Source organism: Legionella stuttgartensis (assembly GCF_977063405.2).
Genome location: NZ_CDRUHA020000055.1, coordinates 213364 through 234544, shown reverse-complemented (window position 1 = coordinate 234544; position 21181 = coordinate 213364). Strand labels below are relative to the sequence as shown.

Genomic DNA, 21181 nt, shown 5'->3' with positions numbered 1-21181 from the left:
CGTAGGCAGGAAGGAAATAGAGGAAAATACCTTAGAATTGATCCTAAACTAAAAGGAGTTAGTTTGAAGCAATTTAGTCGATTATTATCAGTGACAGCATTACCCTGGAAATCATCTTTTCAAAGTGCTTCTCTTTTTTTAAATAAAATAAATAAGTTATTTGTACTCACTGTTATTATTCCTACATTATTGGCTATTTTTTATTTTGGCTTTCTTGCTTCTGATGTGTATGTGTCCGAGTCGCGATTTATTGTGCGCAGAGCAGGGCAACCCCCAGTAAATCTCGGTTTATCTGCTTTATTGTCTTCTTCGCCTCTGTCGAAGGCAGAAGAGGCTGATTATAGTATTCATGATTATATTTTGTCTCGAGATGCATTGTCTGCACTAAACAAACGGCTTAATTTGAAAAATCTTTATAGTGACCACAAGATTGATTTGTTTCACCGTTTTGCATTACTGGGATTGGATTCAAGTTTCGAATCACTTTATCGTTATTATAAAAATCGAATCAATATTGTCATTGATTCCTCCTCCTCCATTTCAACACTACAAGTTCGCGCGTTTACCGCCAAGGATGCATATCAAATGAATCAACATTTGCTGGAATTGGCCGAACAATTTATTAATCGTTTTAATATTCAATCGCGAAAAGATTATGTTGATTTTGCAAAAGCGGAAGTGGATTCAGCAATTCAAAAAGCCAAAGAAGCCAGTCTTGCCTTGTCGGATTATCGAGGTTTTCAAGGTGTTTTTGATCCTAATCGTGAATCTGCGATGAGACTTCAGCATGTATCAAAGATGGAGGCTGAATTGGTTGCTGCAAAAGGTCAGTTAGCACAAATTAAGAGTTTGGCTCCGCATAATCCCCACCTTTCTTCACTGCGCAAAAATATTGAAACGCTACGATTATCAATCAATACCGAAAAAAGTAAGGTGACTGGAAATCTGACCTCACTCACAAATAAAGTACGCCGCTATGAACGATTGGTTTTAGATAAAAAATTTGCCTATAAACAGCTGGTATTTGCGTTGTCTTCATTAAAAAAAGCGCAAATCGAAGCACAACGCAAACAATTATATTTAGAGATGATCGCTCATCCTAATGAGCCTGATAATTCATTTGAACCGTATCGTAGTAGGAATATTTTTTCGATATTCATTTTGGGTCTTATTTCTTGGGGGGTTATATCCCTTCTGATTGCAAATGTGAAAGAGCATTTGGAATAAATTAATTGTTAGGATTATGAGTTTATGCATTGCCGTATTAATAAATTTAAGATGAAACCGTCTCACTTGGCGTTGGTTATTCTCTCAATCATCTCTTCAGGTTGTACCATGATGTCGAGTGGACCGAGTGCACGGGTAGTAAAACAAGCTGCTGAACCTGTAAATAGCGATGTTCAATTGATTGATATCACCCCAGACATTGCTCATCAATTAGCTCGAAGCCATAAGAATTATTTATTTTCTGATGCATTAAGACAGAATCGCTCCAATCGTTATAGTGTGGGGCCTGGAGATGTGCTTGATTTTTCAATCTGGGAAATACCTCCTGCCACATTGTTTACTACGCCTACCCTGGTTGGGGTTGCTGGGAAGAGTTCAAATCCTATGAACTCATTGCCGTCTCAAGTGATTAGCCAAGAGGGCACGATTAGTTTTCCTTTTGCCGGTACCATCCATGTTGCAGGGCTTAATGTACAACAAATTCAAAATAAAATAACACGCGCATTAAAAGGAAAGGCCAATAAGCCGCAAGTGTTAGTCCGTCTTGCTAAAAATACTACTTCGGCGGTGACCATTGTGGGGGAAGTTGTTTCGAGTAGGCGTTTACCATTAACGCCCAGTAAAGAGCGATTGCTGGATGCATTAGCGGCTGCAAAAGGGGTAAAAACCCCAGTGAATAAAACCATGATTCAAGTAACACGGGGAGAAAGAGTACATTCTTTACCTCTGGATATCATCATTCGTGATCCCAAACAAAATATTGTATTGCAGGCGGGTGATGTAATTACGGCTTTATTTCAATCTAAAAGTTTTACGGTATTGGGCGCAACTGGAAAAAGTGAAGAAATTAATTTTGAGGCCCAAGGAATTAATTTAGCGCAAGCTTTGGGACGCTCAGGTGGTCTTCAAGATCACCGCGCGAACATCAGCGGCGTGTTTGTTTTTCGTTTTGAACAGGCTACGGCGATTCATTGGCCACGACCCCCTAGATTTATCACCGCAGAGGGTAAAGTGCCTGTTATTTATAGGCTGGATTTAAAAAATCCACGTAGTTTTTTTGTGGCTCAAAGCTTCGCGATTAAGGATCATGACATTCTATATGTATCAAATGCTCCAATGGCAGAACTGCAAAAATTCTTGGGGGTGTTGGCTACGGCTACAGCGCCACTAAATCCATTTTTATATGCAGCAACCATAGCGGCCACTTAAAAACAGTCGTTTAATCTTGAGCTGAAATTCTAGCTATAGTGAAAAACAAATTGGTAAGCGTTGACGCCTATTCACTGAACAGATTCAACTTTCTACGTACCGCGCATAAAGCGCGGTACTTAAGGTGTCGGTACGTAGGCTCTGGAGAATAAGCAGATTATTAGGCTATTTCTTGTGGGGCAAAACAAGAAAGACATTCCTGCATTGTTTTTTCTAATTTAAAATGAGTCATAATAAAATCTTGCGCCTTATCGCCCATCTCTCGCGTCAAAACTAAATCATTTTTTAATGTTGCTATCGCTTGCGCCAATTCAGTAATATTTTTCGGTTCCACAAGAATACCCGTTTGCTTCGGTATGACAACCTCGGGAATCCCCGAAATTTGGCTGGCTATAATTGGGCGGCCGGTAGCCATAGCTTCTAAAATAACATTGGGAATGCCATCCATATTACGTTTTTTATCTTGAATGGAGGGCATAATTAATGCGTACGATTTATTCATTAATGTGAATACTTCACTATGAGGCAAGTATCCTAAAAGTTTTACTTGGTCCTCCAACCCATAAAATTTGATTTTCTTTAATAGAACCTTGGTTTCATTATCTTCAAGACATAAAATTCGATCAAGAAAAGGGGTAAAGCCGACTATATTCAAATGAATAATCAACCCTTGAGATTTTAAAAGCCCAATTGCATCGATTAAATAGCGAAACCCTTTTTTGGGAATCAAACGACCCACCGCTAAAAAAGGAGCGTCCTCTTGAATGAGCTGTGATGGTGGTAGATTCTCAATATTCACCCCATGGTAAACCCGTTTAAGCCGGTTATGATATTGAGGCTGCTCCTTAGAAAGCATTTTAATGTGATCCAGATTAAATTGGGTGCACGTCAAAATTTGCTCTGCATATAAAATTTTTTCCGGGATGATATTCCCATCTCTATAAATGTCATATGCGTGCCAGGTTGCTCCGAAAGGAATTCCTGTTATTCGTGATAAACACATCACAACCTCTGTAGGATAAGAGGCAAAATGCGCGTGAAGGTAGTCGATATTTTTTTCTAAAACATAGTTTTTGATACCGTAAGCAACCAGCAATGCTGTAATTACACGGAAACGATACAAGATATTCTTGTGCTTCAGTTTCCAGACCCAGGCTATATTTTTAAAAAATGTCACGGGGTGCTGCAATCCAATAAAAAAGCCTTTTAACCAGATGCTGTATTTGGTGCAATAATAGCTTTGTTCTAAGATTGCTTTCAGTTCTGGACGTGTGGTTCCACGAATGGTCTTTAATGCGACAACACAAAACTGAATGTTATTTTTCCGTAACTCGATTAGCTCATTGTGAATAAAAGTTTCTGTTTTTTGCGGAAAAAAATCTAAAAAAAATAGGATATTATTTTTCATTTATATTAATTACAGAAGAGGGGAAATAAATGATTTGCTTGGATACGAAGGCTTGTTTCATACAACACAATTATCTCCCTATGATGTGAATCGCAAAGTGTAATTTATTACTAATAAGCAAGCAACTAATTATGTCCTTCACTAAGCAATTTAGTAATCTTCTTTTTCAGATCAATTTCCTGCAATTCCTTTAGGTATTGAAAACGATTCAACGACAACTGGCGCTTATGTTGATAAAATTCCCGATCATGATAAAGGCGCAGAATTTTTGCACAAAACTCCACCTGATTACCTAAACTAAAATATTCAGCAGCCATACCTCCCACTTCAATAAGTGATGACAAGGCCGTACAGCAAACTGGAGTACCATGCTCCATTGCCTCCAATACCGGCATGCCAAACCCTTCTGAACGAGTAGGATAAACAAAGACAAAAGCATTTTTATATAATATGGCTAACTCATCCGCCGAAATATAACCCGTAATCACTACGTGTGATGATTTCTTAAAGCGGTTAACAAGGAAATTATTTTTTGTCTCACCACAAGCAAAAATTTTCAAAGGTAAATCATGCTCTTTCAACAACCGATATAAATTTTCCAAAGCGAAATAGACATTTTTTTCGATACGCCCTAAGGAAACAAGAAGAAAATAAGCTCCTGCCTCAAGATTATATTTTTTTAAAACACGCTGCTGGTTTGCTAAAGACAACATATCCTTGTTTGGAACAAGAGTTTTCGCAGAAGTATATAAAGTTTCTATACCTAGTGTTTTTAATTGAGGACACAAAGCAATTAATTTATCTCTGGTGTCGTGCGAGGTTGCGACCAATTTAACGTGTTCAGGTTTTTGGGCAAATAATTGTTGGTAATTTTTAACGATCGTCCGGCGCATAAAATACCTCATAAAATAATTTTTAAGGATAAATACTTTATCTCTTGGACGATTAGGTAGAAAAATATCTTTAAAATGTACGGTCAACTCATATCGACGTATTCCATGGATCACGATCATCGTATGTTTTGATTGTAATTGACGCCGATAAACCCATTGTAATCCTTCGATTCCACTAGAATAGATTCCTGCAAAAAGTTCTTTTTTCCTTAAGTCATCCAAATCCTTATCTGAAACCAATTTAAAATTAGAATAAGTGCTTTCTAAAAAATTAATATCATGGGTAAATGCAGCACCCTGCACATAATGACCATATACTTTCCAATTCGATTTATTACCTATAGCATTGAGCACAGCCAGTAATACCGTATAATCATTTTCTCCTCCACCATGATAAATCGCCCACTTTTTCGACTGCATAAACTGTATATCAAATAATATTATATTCATTAGCATTCAATCTCAAAAAAATTGGAACGTGTTGACAAGTCATACTCCACCGCTACGTGCCGCGACTAGTTCGCGGCGTCCCGCTTAACTAAATTAGTGGCAAATTCCTTAGCTATAAAGATTCCAACATAGCAAGAATTTCTGAAGGATGTTGTTTGGGTCTGATATGCGTAATCCTTTGCTTTAGCTGCTGATAATCTTCAATATGATTAAGCCAGTGATTTAATATAGTGCATAAATCTTTTGGCGTTCGCAAACGGGAAGAAATTTTATGTTTTATAGCAAAGCGCTCATTAATCATTTCTTGAGGCATTAAGCCGTTTAATTTATTAATAATCAGTGGGCAACCCGCTTGAATTGCTTCATTACTCAACCCAGCCCCCGGACGTCCTACTATTGCCATAGCACCATGCATCAAAAGCGACATCTTATTGGTTGTTGTTAACGGACGAATCGATAAATCAGAGGATTGATTACGCTGCGCATATTGAAGGATGCTCTCTTTCTTTTTTTGTGACTTCCCGCACAAAACGACGAGTTGTAAAGGAGCCTTAAAATTTTGAATTGCTTTTAGAAGTGGAAGATGATGGTTTGCACCATTTGCTCCCGTTCCTAAAATCACCGTATTGATAGAGGGGTCCAATAGCAGTTGTTCTTGCCAAAAACTGGAGCGTTCTGCGGCGGTGGGAGGATTATAAAAATCAGGATGTAAAAGAAAGCCACCTAAGCGGATTCTCTGTTCGGGCATACGAAGCCGAATTGCTCCTTCGATTGTTTCTGGCAGGGAAGCGATAAATAAATCTGCATCTGGATTTACCCAGTGTCGACTCATCCCATAACCGCCATGCATTTCCGAACAATAAATAACACATCGTACTTTAGTACCCAAGACCTTTCGTGCAACTTCAAAAAAACAATGATTCGTTGAATCGTGTACACTAAAAATAAGATCCGGCTTATATTCTTCTAAAAGTTCAATATAACGCGCTTGACCAAGCATGGCTTTCCCACTACTCATCACGCCCGCTAACTCAAGAAAATTATAATAAATATGATGTAAGGGAGGCCAGGTACGTTGAATGAAATTATATAATTCAACGCCAAATTTATAGACCCCGTGAGAGTCTTCCAAGGCATGGTGAATCTTGGTAGTCCAGGAAGGTTTTGTGGTACGAATCCACGCCTCTAGGGCACGAGCTCGCATATCATGCCCGCCACCTGTTGCAGAAGTAAGAATTAAAATACGCATGGGAATCCTTTAATTACTGTATCTTAGTTTACTTAGTATCCACTGAGAAAATCCAGGCCTTAAGATGGATAAACACCATGCACCAAAATTTAACGGAAAAGGAAAACTAAAACGTGATTTATTTTTGCTTACTGCTTTTTGAATCGCTGCAGCAGCTTGTTCTGGCGTCCATAGAAACGGCTTAGGGCCAGGCATTTTATTGCACATCTCGGAGGTCACATAACCTGGAAAAATGACATGAATTTTAATTCCATCTGAACGCACCCATCCTTGCAAAGCCTCACCATATGCTTTAATTGCCGCTTTGCTTGCAGAATAACTAGGAGTGAGTGCCAGCCCAAAATAAGCAGCTAAAGAACTCATTAAAACAATTTTGCCTTTTTTTCGTGCTCGCATAGCAGGTAAAGTAGCATGAACAGTTGCCATAACAGCTAATATATTGATGTCTACTAAAGCCTCCACTTCATCCCAAGGTTCTGGCTCTCCTTCCGGTCCAGTATGAGTATTCATCCCCGCATTGATCATCACTAAGTCAAGTTCTTCTTGCGCCATGTGCTGCAGCCAAGTTTTATATTCTTCATGACGAACATCTACGGCTTTGATGGATACTTGTGCCCCTTGGTCTTCACACAACATTTTCAATTCATCTAAACGTTCTTGCTTACGTCCTTGCAATATTAGTTTTACTCCAGGTTTGGCATAAGCCAAAGCTAAAGCGCCACCAATGGCTCCTGTCGCTCCGGTAATTAATATTGTTTTGGGTGTATCTCGTGACATATAAATCCCTATCCTTCAGTCTTGGTTCATCACATCTTCGGTATGTGCCCTATTATTGGTTGGTTATATGAAATTGATGATCACTGTTCTCACAGCGGTGCGGCGATATTTAAAAACAGTTCATGCTATTTGCAATATATTCATGTAGTAATCGCGATACCAGTTAACAAAACGTTTGATTCCTAAAGCAATGGGGGTACTGGGTTTAAACGCAACCCACTCCTCAAGTGCTGAAATATCCGCAGCAGTGGCAAATACATCTCCAGGTTGCATAGGCAAATAATTTTTTAGGGCTACAATACCAAGCTCGTTTTCTAGCGTCTCGATATAAGTAATTAAATCAATAGGATGATTATTTCCTATATTAAAAATACGATATGGGATGCCAGTTTCAGCAGAGCTTTTTTCTGTGACCCTTACAATTCCCTCCACTATATCATCAACATAGGTAAAATCGCGCAGCATTTCTCCATTGTTATATATATCGATAGGTTTTCCTGTAGTAATCGCCTGCGTGAATTTGAAGAACGCCATGTCGGGTCTTCCCCAAGGGCCGTATACTGTAAAGAAACGTAGCCCTGTTGTCGGTAACTGATAGAGATGACTGTATACATGGGCCATTAGCTCATTAGATTTTTTTGTTGCGGCATAAAGACTGATAGGGTGAGATGTATCACATGACTCATCAAATGGAATGAGCTTGTTATTGCCATAAACACTAGAGCTACTGGCATAAACTAGATGCTCAATTGAATGATGTCGACAGGCTTCTAATATATTCATAAAACCTTGAATATTTGAGTCGATATAGGATTGAGGATTTACGAGTGAGTACCGTACTCCAACCTGAGCAGCCAGGTGCACTACGAGGCATGGTTTTTCTTCAACAAATAATTTGCTGATTAACTGATAATCTCCTATATCAAATTGATAGAATTTAAAATTGGAGTGAGAAGTAAGTTTTGCTAAGCGGGCTTTTTTTAATCTAACGTCATAATAATTTGTTAAATTATCCACGCCAATCACCTCTACCTCTCGCTCTAGAAAGCGTAGGGCCGTATGCATACCAATAAACCCTGCACAACCTGTAACTAAAATTCTCATCTTCTTCTTTTCTTCCTTCTAGAGTTCTTTCCAGGAGCAGAATCAAACTTTGAACGTTTAATTAAGCAACGAGGCAAATGACCATATACGTGTGTGGTTTTAATGAAACTATTTAGTATAACTAAAAAAATTGCTAGACTTAACCCCATTCAAGGAGCTTCCTATTAAAGAAGTTACCAGCTGTTTGAAAATTGGTGTAATTTAAGGTTCCAGTTTATAAATACATAATCCTCATGCGCTAATTTCAATCTGACTTAATAAAAAGGGAATAGTAGGTACATGAGTAGCAAAAGGAAAAATGGAATAGCTATAGTGGGAATGGCATTTCGCCTACCTGGCGACATCTCTACAGTCCCTCAATTATGGGATGCGCTAAGTGAAGGAAAAGATCTTATTTCCTCCGTTGACGATCAGCGTTGGCCTATTAAAAATTATCTGCATCCTAGGAAAACTGAACTGGGTAAAAGTTATACCTTCAGTGCCGGCGTTTTATCAAAAATTGATGAGTTTGATGCCAGTTTTTTTAATATCACTCCCAGGGAAGCGCGTCAGATGGATCCACAACAGCGGATCCTCCTCGAAACAACATGGGAAGCCTTGGAAAACGGTTGCCAAAATGTAGAGCAATTAGATGGTTCTAATTGTGCTGTGTATGTAGGTATTGGTAGCAATGAGCACACGTTCAAATACATTAATGATTGTTCGGTCCTCTATGCTCATGCGATGCTCGGAAGCTGCGTGAGTATTGCTGCCAATCGTCTGTCTTATATTTTTAACTTACGAGGTCCTAGTATCGCAATTGATACAGCATGTTCCTCATCGATGGTTGCGTTACATCAAGCCTGTAATAGTATTTGGAGTGGGGAGTCTTCAACAGCGATTGTTGCCGGAGTTAATTTATTGATGTCACCAATTTCTTTTATTGGTTTCTCAAAAGCATCAATGCTTTCTCCTTCCGGACGTTGTAAAAGTTTTGATGCGACCGCCGATGGCTATGTTCGCTCTGAAGGGTGTGTCGTTTTATTTTTAAAACCATTGGCTGATGCTGAACGAGATGGTGATCCTATTCATGCTGTGATTCTTAATACCGGTGTAAATAGTGATGGACGAACTAGAAACATTGCTATGCCTAGTTCCGAATTACAAGCGCAATTGATCACTAAGGTTCACAAGGAAGCAAACATTTCACCAGAAGACATTGTTTACTTGGAGGCTCATGGCACGGGAACCACAATAGGTGATCCTATTGAGGCATTGGCAATTGGTACCGCTCTAGGAAAAAAACGACAAAAAAAAAATAAAACACCCCTATTAATCGGTTCAATTAAAAGTAATTTGGGACATCTGGAAGTCGCTTCTGGTCTGGTAGGAATATTAAAAACTGTATTGTGTCTGCAAAATAATGCGGTACCAGCAACTCTCCACTATAAAACTCCTAACCCAAATATTGATTTAACGGAATTGCATTTACAGGTTGTTGATCAACTTACAGATTTGTCACCTAGCGGACTTCCTCATATTATGGCCGTTAATTCATTTGGCTTTGGCGGTACCAATGCGCATGTGGTTTTGCAAGCTTATGCCTCACGTGCCAAGTCCACTTCGGAACGAGCTCAGCATTTAAACGATTTACCGCCTTTGTTATTATCTGCACATGATGAACGTGTTCTACCTGAAAGGGCGAAACAATACGCTCAATTGCTTCGCCTAAAGCCAGAGCTTTATCATGATCTGGCGTATACTTTAGCTAATCGTCATGTTTTGCTAAATAAAAGCTTGCTCATCGACGGAGCGACTATTCCCGAAATTATTGACGTGCTTGAACAAATTAGCGTTGGCCATGGAGTAGTCCATCATAATGCAATACAGGGACAATATGTGGGAAAAAGTGCCCCTGTTGCTCTAGTTTATTGCGGAAATGGTGCTCAATGGCAGGAAATGGGATGCACGTTGTTGGCGGGTAATCCCTTATTCAGAGAGACCATTGAAGAAATAGATTCCTTATTACCAGCACAAATTGGTTTTTCAATTAAAGAGGAATTATTAAATACGCAAAAAAATTCGCGTTATCTTGCCACAGAAATTGCTCAGCCTTGTTTATTTGCCTTGCAGGTAGCACTCACTCGTTGTCTTATTGCTCAAGGAGTAAAAGTTAATGCAGTAGTAGGTCATAGTGTAGGCGAAGTTGCTGCTGCATGGGCATGTGGTGCTTTAACACTTGAACATGCTTGCCAGGTTATTTTTCAACGCAGCTTTTGGCAAGGGAAAACCCATGGGCAAGGGAAAATGATTGCGCTTGCATTAAGTGCTGGTGAGGCAACAAAGTTAATTAAGGATCTCAAGTTATCTTCTTCTTTGGAAGTTTGTGCGGTCAATAGCCCCAAAGGATGTACTATTTCCGGAAAAAAATCGGCCATTAACCAAGTACACAATTTTTGCATTCAGCAAAACATCTTACATTGGCCACTGGATCTTGATTATGCATTTCATAGTCAACAAATGGAGCCTTTAAAAGCGAATTTTCTTTCTGGAGTGAATAATATCCATCCACAAGCGAATCCAATTAATTTCTTCTCCACTGTAACGGGCACTAAACGTCGGGGTAAGAAACTCGATGCAAATTATTGGTGGGATAACATTCGTCAACCAGTACAATTTGAAAAAGCAATTAATCAATTAATTGATGATGGCGTAAAAGTTTTCCTTGAAGTTGGGCCGCAACCCGTTTTAAAACGCTACATTGAAGATATTTTGCACACTAGAAAAGCATCAGGAGCAGTTTTTACCACGTTAAAACGACATGGGGATGAATCTTTTGATCTCAAACAATCCATTTATAAAGTCTTACTTAGTGGCGCAAATTTTGATAAATCATGTTTATTTCCGGTCGTAGGAAAAGCAATTTCTTTACCTGCGTATCCTTGGATTAAAGAGGTTCATCGACAACAACCAACTAATGAGAATAATAACCTGACCGATTTACGCATCGAGCATCCCTTATTGGGTTGGAGAATCCGACCTCAGGAATTCATTTGGGAAAATCATCTAGATACTCAGCTTGTGAGTTACCTTGCTGATCATGTAGTTGATGGAACTCCGGTCATGCCAGCAGCTGGTTTTGCTGAAATGGCTCTGGCTGCTTCTCGTTTATGGTATGGCAATTACCACCATGATGTCCGAGATATTGACATCCTCGTACCTATGGTTTTTGAAGAAAAAAAATGTCGTATTACTCGTTTTGAGCTACAACCACAGGATGGTAGTTTCAATATTAAAAGTCGTAATCGACATTCAGATGAATCTTGGATTGTTCATGCGGTCGGGCGTTTAATTAATGAACCTGTAGTTTCTGAACCTGATCATATCGATATCATGCATTTGCGGAAAGCGGCTAATTCCCCTATTGAGGGAGAGGTTCTTTATGCCATGGCTCGTTCAATAGGGCTAGATTATGGACAAACCTTTCAAGGTATTTTGTATCTTTGGTTACAAAAACGATGTGCTTTAGCGCAAACCACAATTCATCCGAGTATATTTGCTGGTCTCGAGCAATATTGTATCCCACCAACTATTCTTGATAGTTGTTTTCAGCTACTTATTGGTGTCCTACATCGCCAAGGCTATTCAAGCCAAGCAGCACTTCCCGTACGAATAGGCCGTATTCGGATGTTCGCTCAGTTACCTGAACAAATTTATCTTTACGCTGAGATCTTAACGATCACCAAACAGGGAATTCATGCCCAATTCAAGATTATTGACAATTTAGGTAGGTTAATTGCTTTAATTGATGATTGTCGCTTTAAAAATATATCTTTTTCGAGGCAAGGGGATGCCATGAAAATGTATGTTAATAAGGCCCATTTATTATCCTGTGCTGCACCCTTAAGCATCGATTTCTCAACATTGACCATGATTAGGCAACACGTGCAGGATATTGCCTACACAAAAAAAGAAGATCGGGTTCGCCATTTTGAAGAGGTAATGCCTCTATTTGATGTGATGATTGCCCAGTTTATTTATCGTGCAATTAAAACAATTGCAGCACAAAAACAAACCTTCTCCTTAGACTCTTTATGTGATTATGGAGGAGTGATTAAGTCGCAACAACCTTTATTAAAGCAATACCTGAGAGTTCTTGTTGAAGATGGCTTATTATTAAAAACACAATCTCAAGAGTACACTTTTGTTGAACCCAAAGAACAATATGATGCAGAGTTCATTTGGAACGCACTTTTAAATCACTATCCAAATTACCTCTCGGAATTATCAATTGTTGGTCGCTGGAGCTTGCATTTAACATCCCTTTTGCAAGGGAAAATTACTACCGAGGAGTTTTTACCTTCATTACACGATGATACTTTTCATTATTTTCTAAACAGCGCTCCTTCTGCAGATGGGATTCATATTCTTGTTAGAGAGTCTATTCAAGCAATAGTAGCTCGTTGGCCCAGTGAACGACGACTTCGTATTCTAGAAATTGGTCAAGGCTTCAGTAGTTTAACTCTTAATCTATTAGAATCTCTCCCTGCAGAAAGAACGGATTATTTAATCGCTCTAGGAGATGAAACAGCGTCTTACGAAGCAAAACATTATCTAAGTAAATATTTGTTTGCGAAAACGACAACACTAGCTCTTGACTCTGATTTCATTAATCAGAGCTCTTTGGCAGAGCAATCGTTTGATATTATTTTACTCCGCAATTGTTTGCATGCAGTTGACAATGTATTGCATCCTTTGACGATGTTGCGTTCTTTATTAAGTAAGAACGGTATTTTACTTCTCATGGAAAGACATAGCGATCGTCTTTATGATATGAGTTTAGGGTTGAGGCCAGAATGGTGGCGTCTTAATGACGAAAATGAACCCTTATCTCGTTTTTATTCCTTGCCAACCTGGGGCAAGCTCTTGCAGGATGCTGGTTTTCAATATACGGAAGCGTTACCTGAGCCAGGGGCAGCTCAGCGAGAAGGCAGTTTTTTATTTTTGGCTCAACCCCTTAGTGATACCACGACGGTTTTCGCTCCTCAAATAAGGCCGCAACCGATAGATATTATCGTAGTTACATCTCAGCATAAAGCCAAGGACTATTTGACTCAGGCAATAGAGAACAAAGGAGCGATAGCTGACATTTATTTCGTCAGCAATGATAACGAAGCGTTTGATTGTTCCTCGAAACTTTTGCAACAATCATTAGCGCCTTTTATTAAAAAATCAACCCGATTACGACTGGTGGTTCTTCTTGATGCGCGCATTGAAATGGAGCAGGCTGGGGTTAAGTGTAATGAAGTGATTGATTTAATCAAAACGATTGAACGTTATAATTGGACGGTGCAACCTCAAGTTATACTGGTAACTTCCAATGCTGCTCCTTGTGATCTTATCCCCACAACAATCGCTGATAACCCGGTACAGGCCACTTTGTGGGGGCTGGGCCGTGTGTTAATTAATGAGTATCCAGGCTTTGACTGCAAGCTCATTGATTTACAAGGTGATATCACCCCAGAGCTGGCAGCCAATCTGGCAAATGAATTGGTCCTAAATGATGGCGAAGATGAAATTATTCTTACTGCAACCGCCAGATATGGCATCCGCCTTATGATGCCGACGGCAGCTCATTTAGAGCAAAGTGTTTTACAAGAGTATCGTCTTGATTTCGAGCGCTCTGGTTCGCTTCATCATTTAAAATGGTTTCCAGTTCAGGAGATAAAACTTGCAGATGACGAGGTGCAAATTAAACCTCATGCTACGGGACTTAATTTTCGCGACCTCATGTACACAATGGGTTTTATACCTGATGAGGCGGTACAAGATGGATTTTTGGGAGCAACCTTAGGTATGGAGTTTGCCGGCGAAATTCTTGCTACGGGAAAAAAAGTTTCCAACTTTAAAGTGGGTGATCGGGTAATGGGATTTGCTCCGGCAAGCTTTAGTACCACGACCAGTACCAAGGCATATGCCATAGCCCATTTACCTTCTCAATGGGATTACTCAGCAGGAGCAGGTGTCCCCATTGCTTTTTTCACAGCCTATTATGCTTTGCATCATCTCGCTCATTTACAACCTGGTGAGCGGATTTTAATCCATGGAGCGGCGGGTGGTGTAGGGATTGCAGCAATTCAACTTGCTCGCAACATTGGTGCGGAAATTTATACTACGGCGGGTTCAGCATCAAAAAGGGATTTTCTTCGCCTTCTAGGAGTTAGGAATATTTTTGATTCCCGTTCACTCGTTTTTGCCGAGCAGATTATGCAAGAAACCGCCAACGAGGGGGTTGATGTCATTTTAAATTGCCTGTCAGGAGAGGCTATCAATGCAAATCTAACTATTTTAAAACCTTTCGGCAGATTTTTAGAGTTAGGGAAACGAGATTTTTATCTCAACAGTAAAATTGGTTTAAGACCATTTAAAAACAACATCGCATATTTTGGGATTGATGCCGATCAATTAATCATTAAAAATCCCCAATTATGTTCCCAGATTTTTGGAAATATACTGGTTTTATTCGAACAAAATGTACTTTCACCTTTGCCCTATCGCGAATTTGCTAATAACAGTATTCATGATGCTTTTCGGTACATGCAGCAATCAAAACATATAGGCAAAATTATTGTTCGTTTTACAGAAAAACCAAATGATCATTTATTAAATTTCAAATCGCTTTCTTCATTATCCTTATGTCCAAATTCTGCTTATTTAATCACCGGAGGTTTTAGTGGATTTGGCTTGAAATCGGCGCAATACCTGGCGGAAAAAGGTGCACGGCATTTAATTCTGCTGGGAAGACAAGGACTCGTAAAAGAGGAAGCTAAAAACGCAGTTTCGCGTTTGACTGAGCAAGGAATTAAAGTCGATATCCATGCACTGGATATCAGTGATCCTATGCAAATACAACAGCTTATTAATTCATTGCAGCAGAACAAGGTTTTATTGAAAGGCATCATTCATGCGGCAACCGTGTATGAAGATGCATTGATTAAAAATCTGGATACGCAAAAAATGAATAATGTTTTTGCTGCTAAAGTAAAAGGGGCTTGGAATTTGCATCACAGCACCAAGAATTTATTATTAGATTTTTTTGTGGTTTATTCATCGGTTACTACTCTTTTTGGTAATCCAGGACAGGGTAATTATGTTGCAGCAAATCATTATTTAGAAAAACTGATCTCCCTTCGTAGAAAACAAGGTTTAAGTGGTTTATTTGTTGCCTGGGGACCAATTTATGACGCAGGCTATTTGGCCAGAAATGAAAAACTTAGAGCTTTATTGATGACCCAAATGGGCGGTCAGATTTTTACTTCAGAACATGCTTTGAATTGGCTGGAACAATTAATTCTTAATAAAGAAATGGGCGCGGCTATTGCTGATCTTAACTTGAGAAAAATGCAGCGCGCTTTTCCCAAGATGAATGCTCCCAAATATAGTAAACTGCTTAGCATAGAGGAGCACAAAAACTCAAAATATACGAAACAAACAGACATTCATGAGCTCCTTTCTGGCAAATCAACCCAAGAAGCTTTGGAAATTGTTAGTAATATTTTAGCCGATGAAGTAGCACGAATTTTGCGGTTACCTAAAGAAAAAATAGATAGAAAAGAATCCTTGCTTAATATTGGCCTGGATTCTTTAGTTGGGGCTGAGTTAAGCAATGCTATAGAGCAGCGCTTTAATTTTCCGCTACCCATGATGACCCTTTCTCAAGGGTTTTCATTAGATACTTTAACAGAACGCATTGTTAGCCAATTAAGTAATCAAAATGAAATTAACGAAGAACATGAGAGTCCTGTACTTAGGGTAATGCATGAGGCAGCACGCCACGGTGAGATTATTTCTGTTAAAGAAGCAATAGAACTCGAACAGGAATCAAGAATAATTGAGAGTACAGTCCAATGAGCAAGATAAAGGATAGTCTAATCAAAATGGCGTTAGGTCAACGCCAACTTCGTTTAAAAGACTCTGCTAATACTACTCAGAATGAGTTGCTTCAAGCTCATAATTCAGCTGTTCAAATTCCTGAGCGATTTTGTAATTTTGAAGATTATCCAAACTACCAAACAATAAAACAAAAACAAATTTATTTGCGAAAATTAAAAATTGACACTCCATTTTTTTTAACGCATGAAGGAACAGCCTCAGCGACTTCGATTATTGATGGAGAGTCGTTCCTTAATTTTTCCAGTTACAATTATCTGAATTTAAATGGCGATTCTCGAGTCAATGCCGCAGCACAAGAAGCCATCCAACGTTATGGAACTTCTGCATCTGCCAGTCGACTGGTGTCTGGAGAGAGGCCTATTCATCAACAATTGGAGAATGCATTAGCGAAAATGTATGGAGTTGAAGATGCATTGATTTTTGTTAGTGGGCATGCAACTAATGTCACCACCATTGGTTATTTATTTGGCCCCAAGGATTTAATTATCCATGATGAGTTAATTCATGATAGTTCCTTACAGGGGATCAAATTATCCGGTGCCTTTAGAATGTCGTTTCCTCATAATAATTGGCAAGCTTTAGAGCATATATTAATAACACGTCGCCATCAGTTTGAGCGAGTACTTATTATCATTGAAGGCTTATACAGTATGGATGGTGATTATCCGGATTTGCCAGCGTTCATAGAAATAAAAAAGCGGCACAAAGCTTTTTTGATGGTTGACGAGGCTCACTCAATAGGCGTCCTTGGAAAAAGTGGCAAAGGCATTCATGAGTTTTTCGAGATAAATGGGCGCGAAATTGATATTTGGATGGGGACACTGAGCAAAACTTTAGCCGGTTGTGGCGGATACATTGCTGGAAGCCATGCATTAGTGGAGCATCTTAAATTCTCCGCCCCTGGTTTTTTATACAGCGTAGGTATGGCGCCGCCGCTTGCTGCTGCGTCCTTAAAAGCCTTGGAAATTATGTTAGATGAACCTGAACGAGTTACTGCTCTGAATGCGCGTTCAACGCAATTTTTAGAAGAAGCGAAGGCATTAAATCTGAATACAGGATTTAGCCTAGGATTGGGAATAATTCCAATCCTTTGTGGTAGCTCTAAAAAAGCAATTATATTATCGCGTCAACTTTATGATAAAAAAATCAACGTGCAACCTATTATATATCCTGCGGTTCCTGATAATCAGGCTCGATTAAGATTTTTTATAAGTAGTGTCCATAGCTCAGAACAAATAAGTTATGCAGTCAATGAAATAGCATCTCACGTTTAGAATCATCTTTGACCCACTAGATACATTCAACCTTCGCGGTAGCCGTTGCGGTAACGGCGGCAGGACGTCCTACTGAATAATAATTAAATTGCAGCTTGTTCATCATGTCTAAGTTATAGCAATTACGACCATCGAATAAAGGCGTGTCTTGTAAATGTTCTTTTAATTGTACTAACGGATACTGAACAAATTCGTCCCATTCAGTCAGCAGAAGCAATGCATCAATGTCATATTGAAACACCTCATCGCAGTGTTCAAGCCACGTAATATTATCGTAACAACCTAACATTTCTTTGGTATTAGGTATGGCTTTAGGATCATAGATGAGTAAATCAACCCCAGCTTTACTTAATTCATGGATGGTGACTAAACTACTTGCTTCACGAATATCATCTGTTCCAGGTTTAAATGCGATACCCCAAATACCGATATGTAATCCAGTAAGTTGCTTTTTAAAATATTGATTGAGCTGTGTCATAACCCATTTTTTTTGATGGTGATTTACCTGCTCAATTGCTTCAAAAAATGAAGCGTCTATGCCTGCTGATTTAGATGTTTGAATAAGAGAATGTATATCCTTTGACAAACAGGAGCCACCATAACCAATTCCGGCTTTTAAGAAATGTGGTCCAATGCGATGATCCAAAGAAATACCTCGAGCAATCTGATTAATATCGGCATCAAATGCGTGCGATAATTCACTAATTTTATTAATAAAACTAATTTTGCATGCTAATAAGATATTGGCAGCATATTTGGTAAGTTCAGCAGAACACGGATCCATAGTTAATAATGGTATACCCAAATCACTTAATGGTTTATAAATATTTTTTAATATCGCAGTAACTTGCTCATCACCACCGATAACAATACGATCCGCATTTAAAAAATCATTAATCGCTGTCCCTTCACGTAAAAACTCTGGATTTGCTCCTACTGAGATAGTAATTTTTTTAGAGTGTTCCGATAGAAATTTCTGAATTGTATGTTTAATTTGATTGCTAGTTCCCACAGGAACCGTAGACTTGATAACAATAGAACACGACTGGGTAACACGGTGTGAAATATATTCGATTACGTCAAACAATTGGGTTAAGTCAGTGCTGCCATCAGGTAAACGGGGTGTGCCTAAAGCAATAAGGTGTACGGTAGAAAAATGAACTGCTTCCTCTAAATCTGCAGTAAAAAATAATTGTTTTTTTTCTAATTGTTGCTGTAACAGTAAATCGATGTCTTTTTCAAAAATAGGAGAATGTCCTTTTTTAAGTAACGCAATACGTGCTTGACACTTATCCATACAACACACTCGGTGGCCTATTTTGGCAAGACATAATGCTGTAACTAATCCCACATAACCAGCACCATACACAGTAATATCCATAATACTCTCAAAATTAAAGCTAATTAAAAAACAATACCAAACTTAGACACATCTATTTGTAAAAAAGCATTAGTACTGTGCTCCTCCTGGAACCCTTCAGCTATATCATAACAATAATGATAATTGCTGAATATAATTTACTTCATCGTATAAAAGTAAAAACCTTAAATAAATCGCTATAGGATGGTATTAAGATGACTTCAATATTCGAAAATCATCTTCAAGAAAATGCAGCTAAAGATGCTTTAATTCGCTCATTGTCCTTAAAAAAGCAGTCGTTTGAACTTTAACTGAAATTCTTTAGATTCAAGGAGGCGAGTTCTTAATCGTTCAAATGATTTATATGATTTTTTAATGTTCTTCAGCTCATCTGGTTCAGGATCTCGAGCAAGGATTAGGTTAAATGCAAGAGTAATATCTTCTTCTTGGGGGGCGTTGGAACAAAGCGTGTCAGAAAATACGCTGAACTTATTTTGTAATAATTGATTTTTAAATTCTTCAGACGTAAACAAGCATTTTCTTAACTTTTCGACGGTTTCACAAGCTGACTGTTGATATTCAATTGCATATTCACTTTCGGGCTCGCGTCCGAGAATAAAGCGATAGCCAGCAATGACATGTTCTCTGGTTGGCGCATTGATTCGTGTTGATTGATAAAAATCGTAGGCTTCATTTATTTTATCGAAAGAATAGAGTCGGCCTTTGCTGAGGACCGCTGCTGATTCACAATGTGTTTTTATATAAGTTGGATCATGAGACACTATAACAAGTGCCCGGTCTTTTCTTTTTTCAAATAATTCTTCATAACACTTTTTATGAAATCGATCATCACCCACCGCAATCACTTCATCAATTAAGAAACAATCAAACTCGACAGCCATTGAAATTGCGAAACTTAAACGCGCACGCATTCCAGATGAATAGGATTTAATGGGTTCATGAAAATAGAGGCCAAGCTCGGCAAAATCATTTACAAACTCGATCTTATCGTGCATGGCTTCTTTTTTAATGCCATAAATTCTGCATATAAATCGAAGACAATCGAGTCCTGTTTGATTGTCTTGAAATGCATCACCAAAAGCGAGGGGCCATGAAACGCTCATGCCCCGATGTATTTTTCCGGCACTAGGCTGTTCGGCGCCACTAATGAGACGGATTAAGGTTGACTTCCCAGAGCCGTTGCGTCCTAAAATCCCTATTTTTTGACCGGGGTCAATGGTTAAATTGATCTTATCAAGAACAGTACGTACGCCTTGGCGAATAGGGTAAATCTTGCTGATATTATGAATATGAATCATTCTGAGCCTACGCGTCTACTCGCTTCTTTTACCATAGCAAGACTAAAAAGGCTTAAGACCAGGCAAAAAGAGGACATATATTGAATTGAGTAATGAGTATGTAACGCGGATCCAAAAAATCCCTCCCGCACTAATTCAACCCCATGAATCATTGGTAACCATAAAACAACTTCCTGTGCTTTTTGAGGCAGCCAGTCGACCATGAACGCAGCACCTGACATTGGAAAAAGTAAGTATGCTACGGTATGCCATAATCGCTCAACTGTTTCAAAGTGTTCGCTAATCGCACCAATCATCAATGCCAGGGCGATAGCAAACCACATAAGCAAGAACCAGCCGAATAAAATTGTTAAAATATTATCTGGGAAATCCATTAAACCCATGCTGATAAATGCTATGGATAAAATCAAAAAGGACATCGTTACGCTGCTAATCTCAAGGATTATGCGGGCTAAAAACAAGTGCAGTACTTTAATATATCGGTGATGCAACAGACTGCGATTTGAACGTACCGCCATAGTACATCGACTTACTGTATTTCGCCACACAAGAACCGATGAATACCCTGTGAGTGCGAAGGCGGTGATGGGTAAACTGGAGCCGTGGGTGAGCTTGGTTAATGTCCATAATGTAGTGACTCCCAAGGTAAATAGCATGGGCTCTACGATGATCCATAAAAATCCAATATTGTGTCGGCCATAGCGAATCAAGATTTCGCGCATAAGCAGTGCGCCTATTACCCGAGCTTGTATTTTGAGTAATGAGTCTTTTGGCAATGACATAAAAAATCCTATTTAATGGCACGTTCCTAACGATAAATAGAGGGGATAGAGTCTTTAACTTCGAGCTAAAACGATTGTTATTTTTAATTGAAAAAGTATAATGGATTCACAAAAACAGGACAAGACTTATACTTTTGAACTCTTTTGAAAAGGTTTAATAGTATCTGTCGGAAGAAGTCAATTTAACGGCTTGGCAT

Annotated in this window: 12 protein-coding genes; 4 read left to right on the top strand and 8 right to left on the bottom strand. The window is 38.9% G+C overall.

Going from position 1 to position 21181, the window contains the following annotated elements:
* The first annotated feature begins 63 nt into the window (after window positions 1–63).
* Window positions 64–1227 carry a KpsE/RkpR family capsule polysaccharide export protein gene (locus ACWTEW_RS13980; protein WP_454782260.1) on the top strand — a complete coding sequence of 388 codons (1164 nt, stop codon included), beginning with the start codon at window positions 64–66 and terminating at the stop codon, window positions 1225–1227.
* A 24-nt stretch (window positions 1228–1251) separates the two neighbouring features.
* Window positions 1252–2436 carry a polysaccharide biosynthesis/export family protein gene (locus tag ACWTEW_RS13975; protein WP_454782259.1) on the top strand — a complete coding sequence of 395 codons (1185 nt, stop codon included), beginning with the start codon at window positions 1252–1254 and terminating at the stop codon, window positions 2434–2436.
* A 160-nt stretch (window positions 2437–2596) separates the two neighbouring features.
* On the opposite strand, the gene ACWTEW_RS13970 is transcribed toward ACWTEW_RS13975, so the two are convergent.
* From ACWTEW_RS13970 to ACWTEW_RS13950, 5 genes are all read right to left on the bottom strand, one after another.
* Window positions 2597–3844, bottom strand: a complete 1248-nt coding sequence (locus tag ACWTEW_RS13970) for a glycosyltransferase family 4 protein (protein ID WP_454782258.1) — start codon at window positions 3842–3844, stop codon at window positions 2597–2599.
* A 125-nt stretch (window positions 3845–3969) separates the two neighbouring features.
* Window positions 3970–5187 carry a glycosyltransferase gene (locus tag ACWTEW_RS13965; protein WP_454782257.1) on the bottom strand — a complete coding sequence of 406 codons (1218 nt, stop codon included), beginning with the start codon at window positions 5185–5187 and terminating at the stop codon, window positions 3970–3972.
* A gap of 112 nt (window positions 5188–5299) precedes the next feature.
* On the bottom strand, window positions 5300–6436 hold the full coding sequence (locus ACWTEW_RS13960) for a glycosyltransferase (protein WP_454782256.1): 1137 nt from the start codon (window positions 6434–6436) through the stop codon (window positions 5300–5302).
* A 9-nt stretch (window positions 6437–6445) separates the two neighbouring features.
* The gene (locus ACWTEW_RS13955; RefSeq protein WP_454782255.1) at window positions 6446–7213 is read right to left on the bottom strand and encodes an SDR family NAD(P)-dependent oxidoreductase; all 768 of its coding nucleotides are present in this window, start codon (window positions 7211–7213) and stop codon (window positions 6446–6448) included.
* A 120-nt stretch (window positions 7214–7333) separates the two neighbouring features.
* Window positions 7334–8317 carry an NAD-dependent epimerase gene (locus ACWTEW_RS13950; RefSeq protein WP_454782254.1) on the bottom strand — a complete coding sequence of 328 codons (984 nt, stop codon included), beginning with the start codon at window positions 8315–8317 and terminating at the stop codon, window positions 7334–7336.
* A 279-nt stretch (window positions 8318–8596) separates the two neighbouring features.
* Here ACWTEW_RS13950 and ACWTEW_RS13945 point away from each other — a divergent pair, with 279 nt between their 5' ends.
* Together ACWTEW_RS13945 and ACWTEW_RS13940 are read left to right on the top strand one after the other, a co-directional pair.
* Complete coding sequence (locus ACWTEW_RS13945; protein ID WP_454782253.1) at window positions 8597–16207, top strand: SDR family NAD(P)-dependent oxidoreductase; 7611 nt, start codon at window positions 8597–8599, stop codon at window positions 16205–16207.
* A complete protein-coding gene (locus tag ACWTEW_RS13940) occupies window positions 16204–17523 on the top strand; it encodes an aminotransferase class I/II-fold pyridoxal phosphate-dependent enzyme (RefSeq protein ID WP_454782252.1) in 1320 nt (439 codons plus the stop codon). Before ACWTEW_RS13945 ends, ACWTEW_RS13940 begins: the two co-directional genes overlap by 4 nt.
* 16 nt (window positions 17524–17539) lie before the next feature.
* Here ACWTEW_RS13940 and ACWTEW_RS13935 read toward each other — a convergent pair whose 3' ends face one another.
* From ACWTEW_RS13935 to ACWTEW_RS13925, 3 genes are all read right to left on the bottom strand, one after another.
* On the bottom strand, window positions 17540–18904 hold the full coding sequence (locus ACWTEW_RS13935) for a UDP-glucose dehydrogenase family protein (protein ID WP_454782251.1): 1365 nt from the start codon (window positions 18902–18904) through the stop codon (window positions 17540–17542).
* A gap of 263 nt (window positions 18905–19167) precedes the next feature.
* Complete coding sequence (locus ACWTEW_RS13930; protein ID WP_454782250.1) at window positions 19168–20202, bottom strand: ABC transporter ATP-binding protein; 1035 nt, start codon at window positions 20200–20202, stop codon at window positions 19168–19170.
* The gene (locus tag ACWTEW_RS13925; RefSeq protein ID WP_454782249.1) at window positions 20199–20984 is read right to left on the bottom strand and encodes an ABC transporter permease; all 786 of its coding nucleotides are present in this window, start codon (window positions 20982–20984) and stop codon (window positions 20199–20201) included. Before ACWTEW_RS13925 ends, ACWTEW_RS13930 begins: the two co-directional genes overlap by 4 nt.
* Between the last annotated feature and the right edge of the window lie 197 nt (window positions 20985–21181).

Coding starts and splice junctions, on each gene's coding strand:
- ACWTEW_RS13955 (WP_454782255.1), bottom strand. CDS start 7,213: ATGTCACGAGATACACCCAAAACAATATTAATTACCGGAGCGACAGGA.
- ACWTEW_RS13945 (WP_454782253.1), top strand. CDS start 8,597: ATGAGTAGCAAAAGGAAAAATGGAATAGCTATAGTGGGAATGGCATTT.
- ACWTEW_RS13935 (WP_454782251.1), bottom strand. CDS start 18,904: ATGGATATTACTGTGTATGGTGCTGGTTATGTGGGATTAGTTACAGCA.
- ACWTEW_RS13940 (WP_454782252.1), top strand. CDS start 16,204: ATGAGCAAGATAAAGGATAGTCTAATCAAAATGGCGTTAGGTCAACGC.
- ACWTEW_RS13975 (WP_454782259.1), top strand. CDS start 1,252: ATGCATTGCCGTATTAATAAATTTAAGATGAAACCGTCTCACTTGGCG.
- ACWTEW_RS13930 (WP_454782250.1), bottom strand. CDS start 20,202: ATGATTCATATTCATAATATCAGCAAGATTTACCCTATTCGCCAAGGC.
- ACWTEW_RS13950 (WP_454782254.1), bottom strand. CDS start 8,317: ATGAGAATTTTAGTTACAGGTTGTGCAGGGTTTATTGGTATGCATACG.
- ACWTEW_RS13965 (WP_454782257.1), bottom strand. CDS start 5,187: ATGAATATAATATTATTTGATATACAGTTTATGCAGTCGAAAAAGTGG.
- ACWTEW_RS13970 (WP_454782258.1), bottom strand. CDS start 3,844: ATGAAAAATAATATCCTATTTTTTTTAGATTTTTTTCCGCAAAAAACA.
- ACWTEW_RS13925 (WP_454782249.1), bottom strand. CDS start 20,984: ATGTCATTGCCAAAAGACTCATTACTCAAAATACAAGCTCGGGTAATA.
- ACWTEW_RS13960 (WP_454782256.1), bottom strand. CDS start 6,436: ATGCGTATTTTAATTCTTACTTCTGCAACAGGTGGCGGGCATGATATG.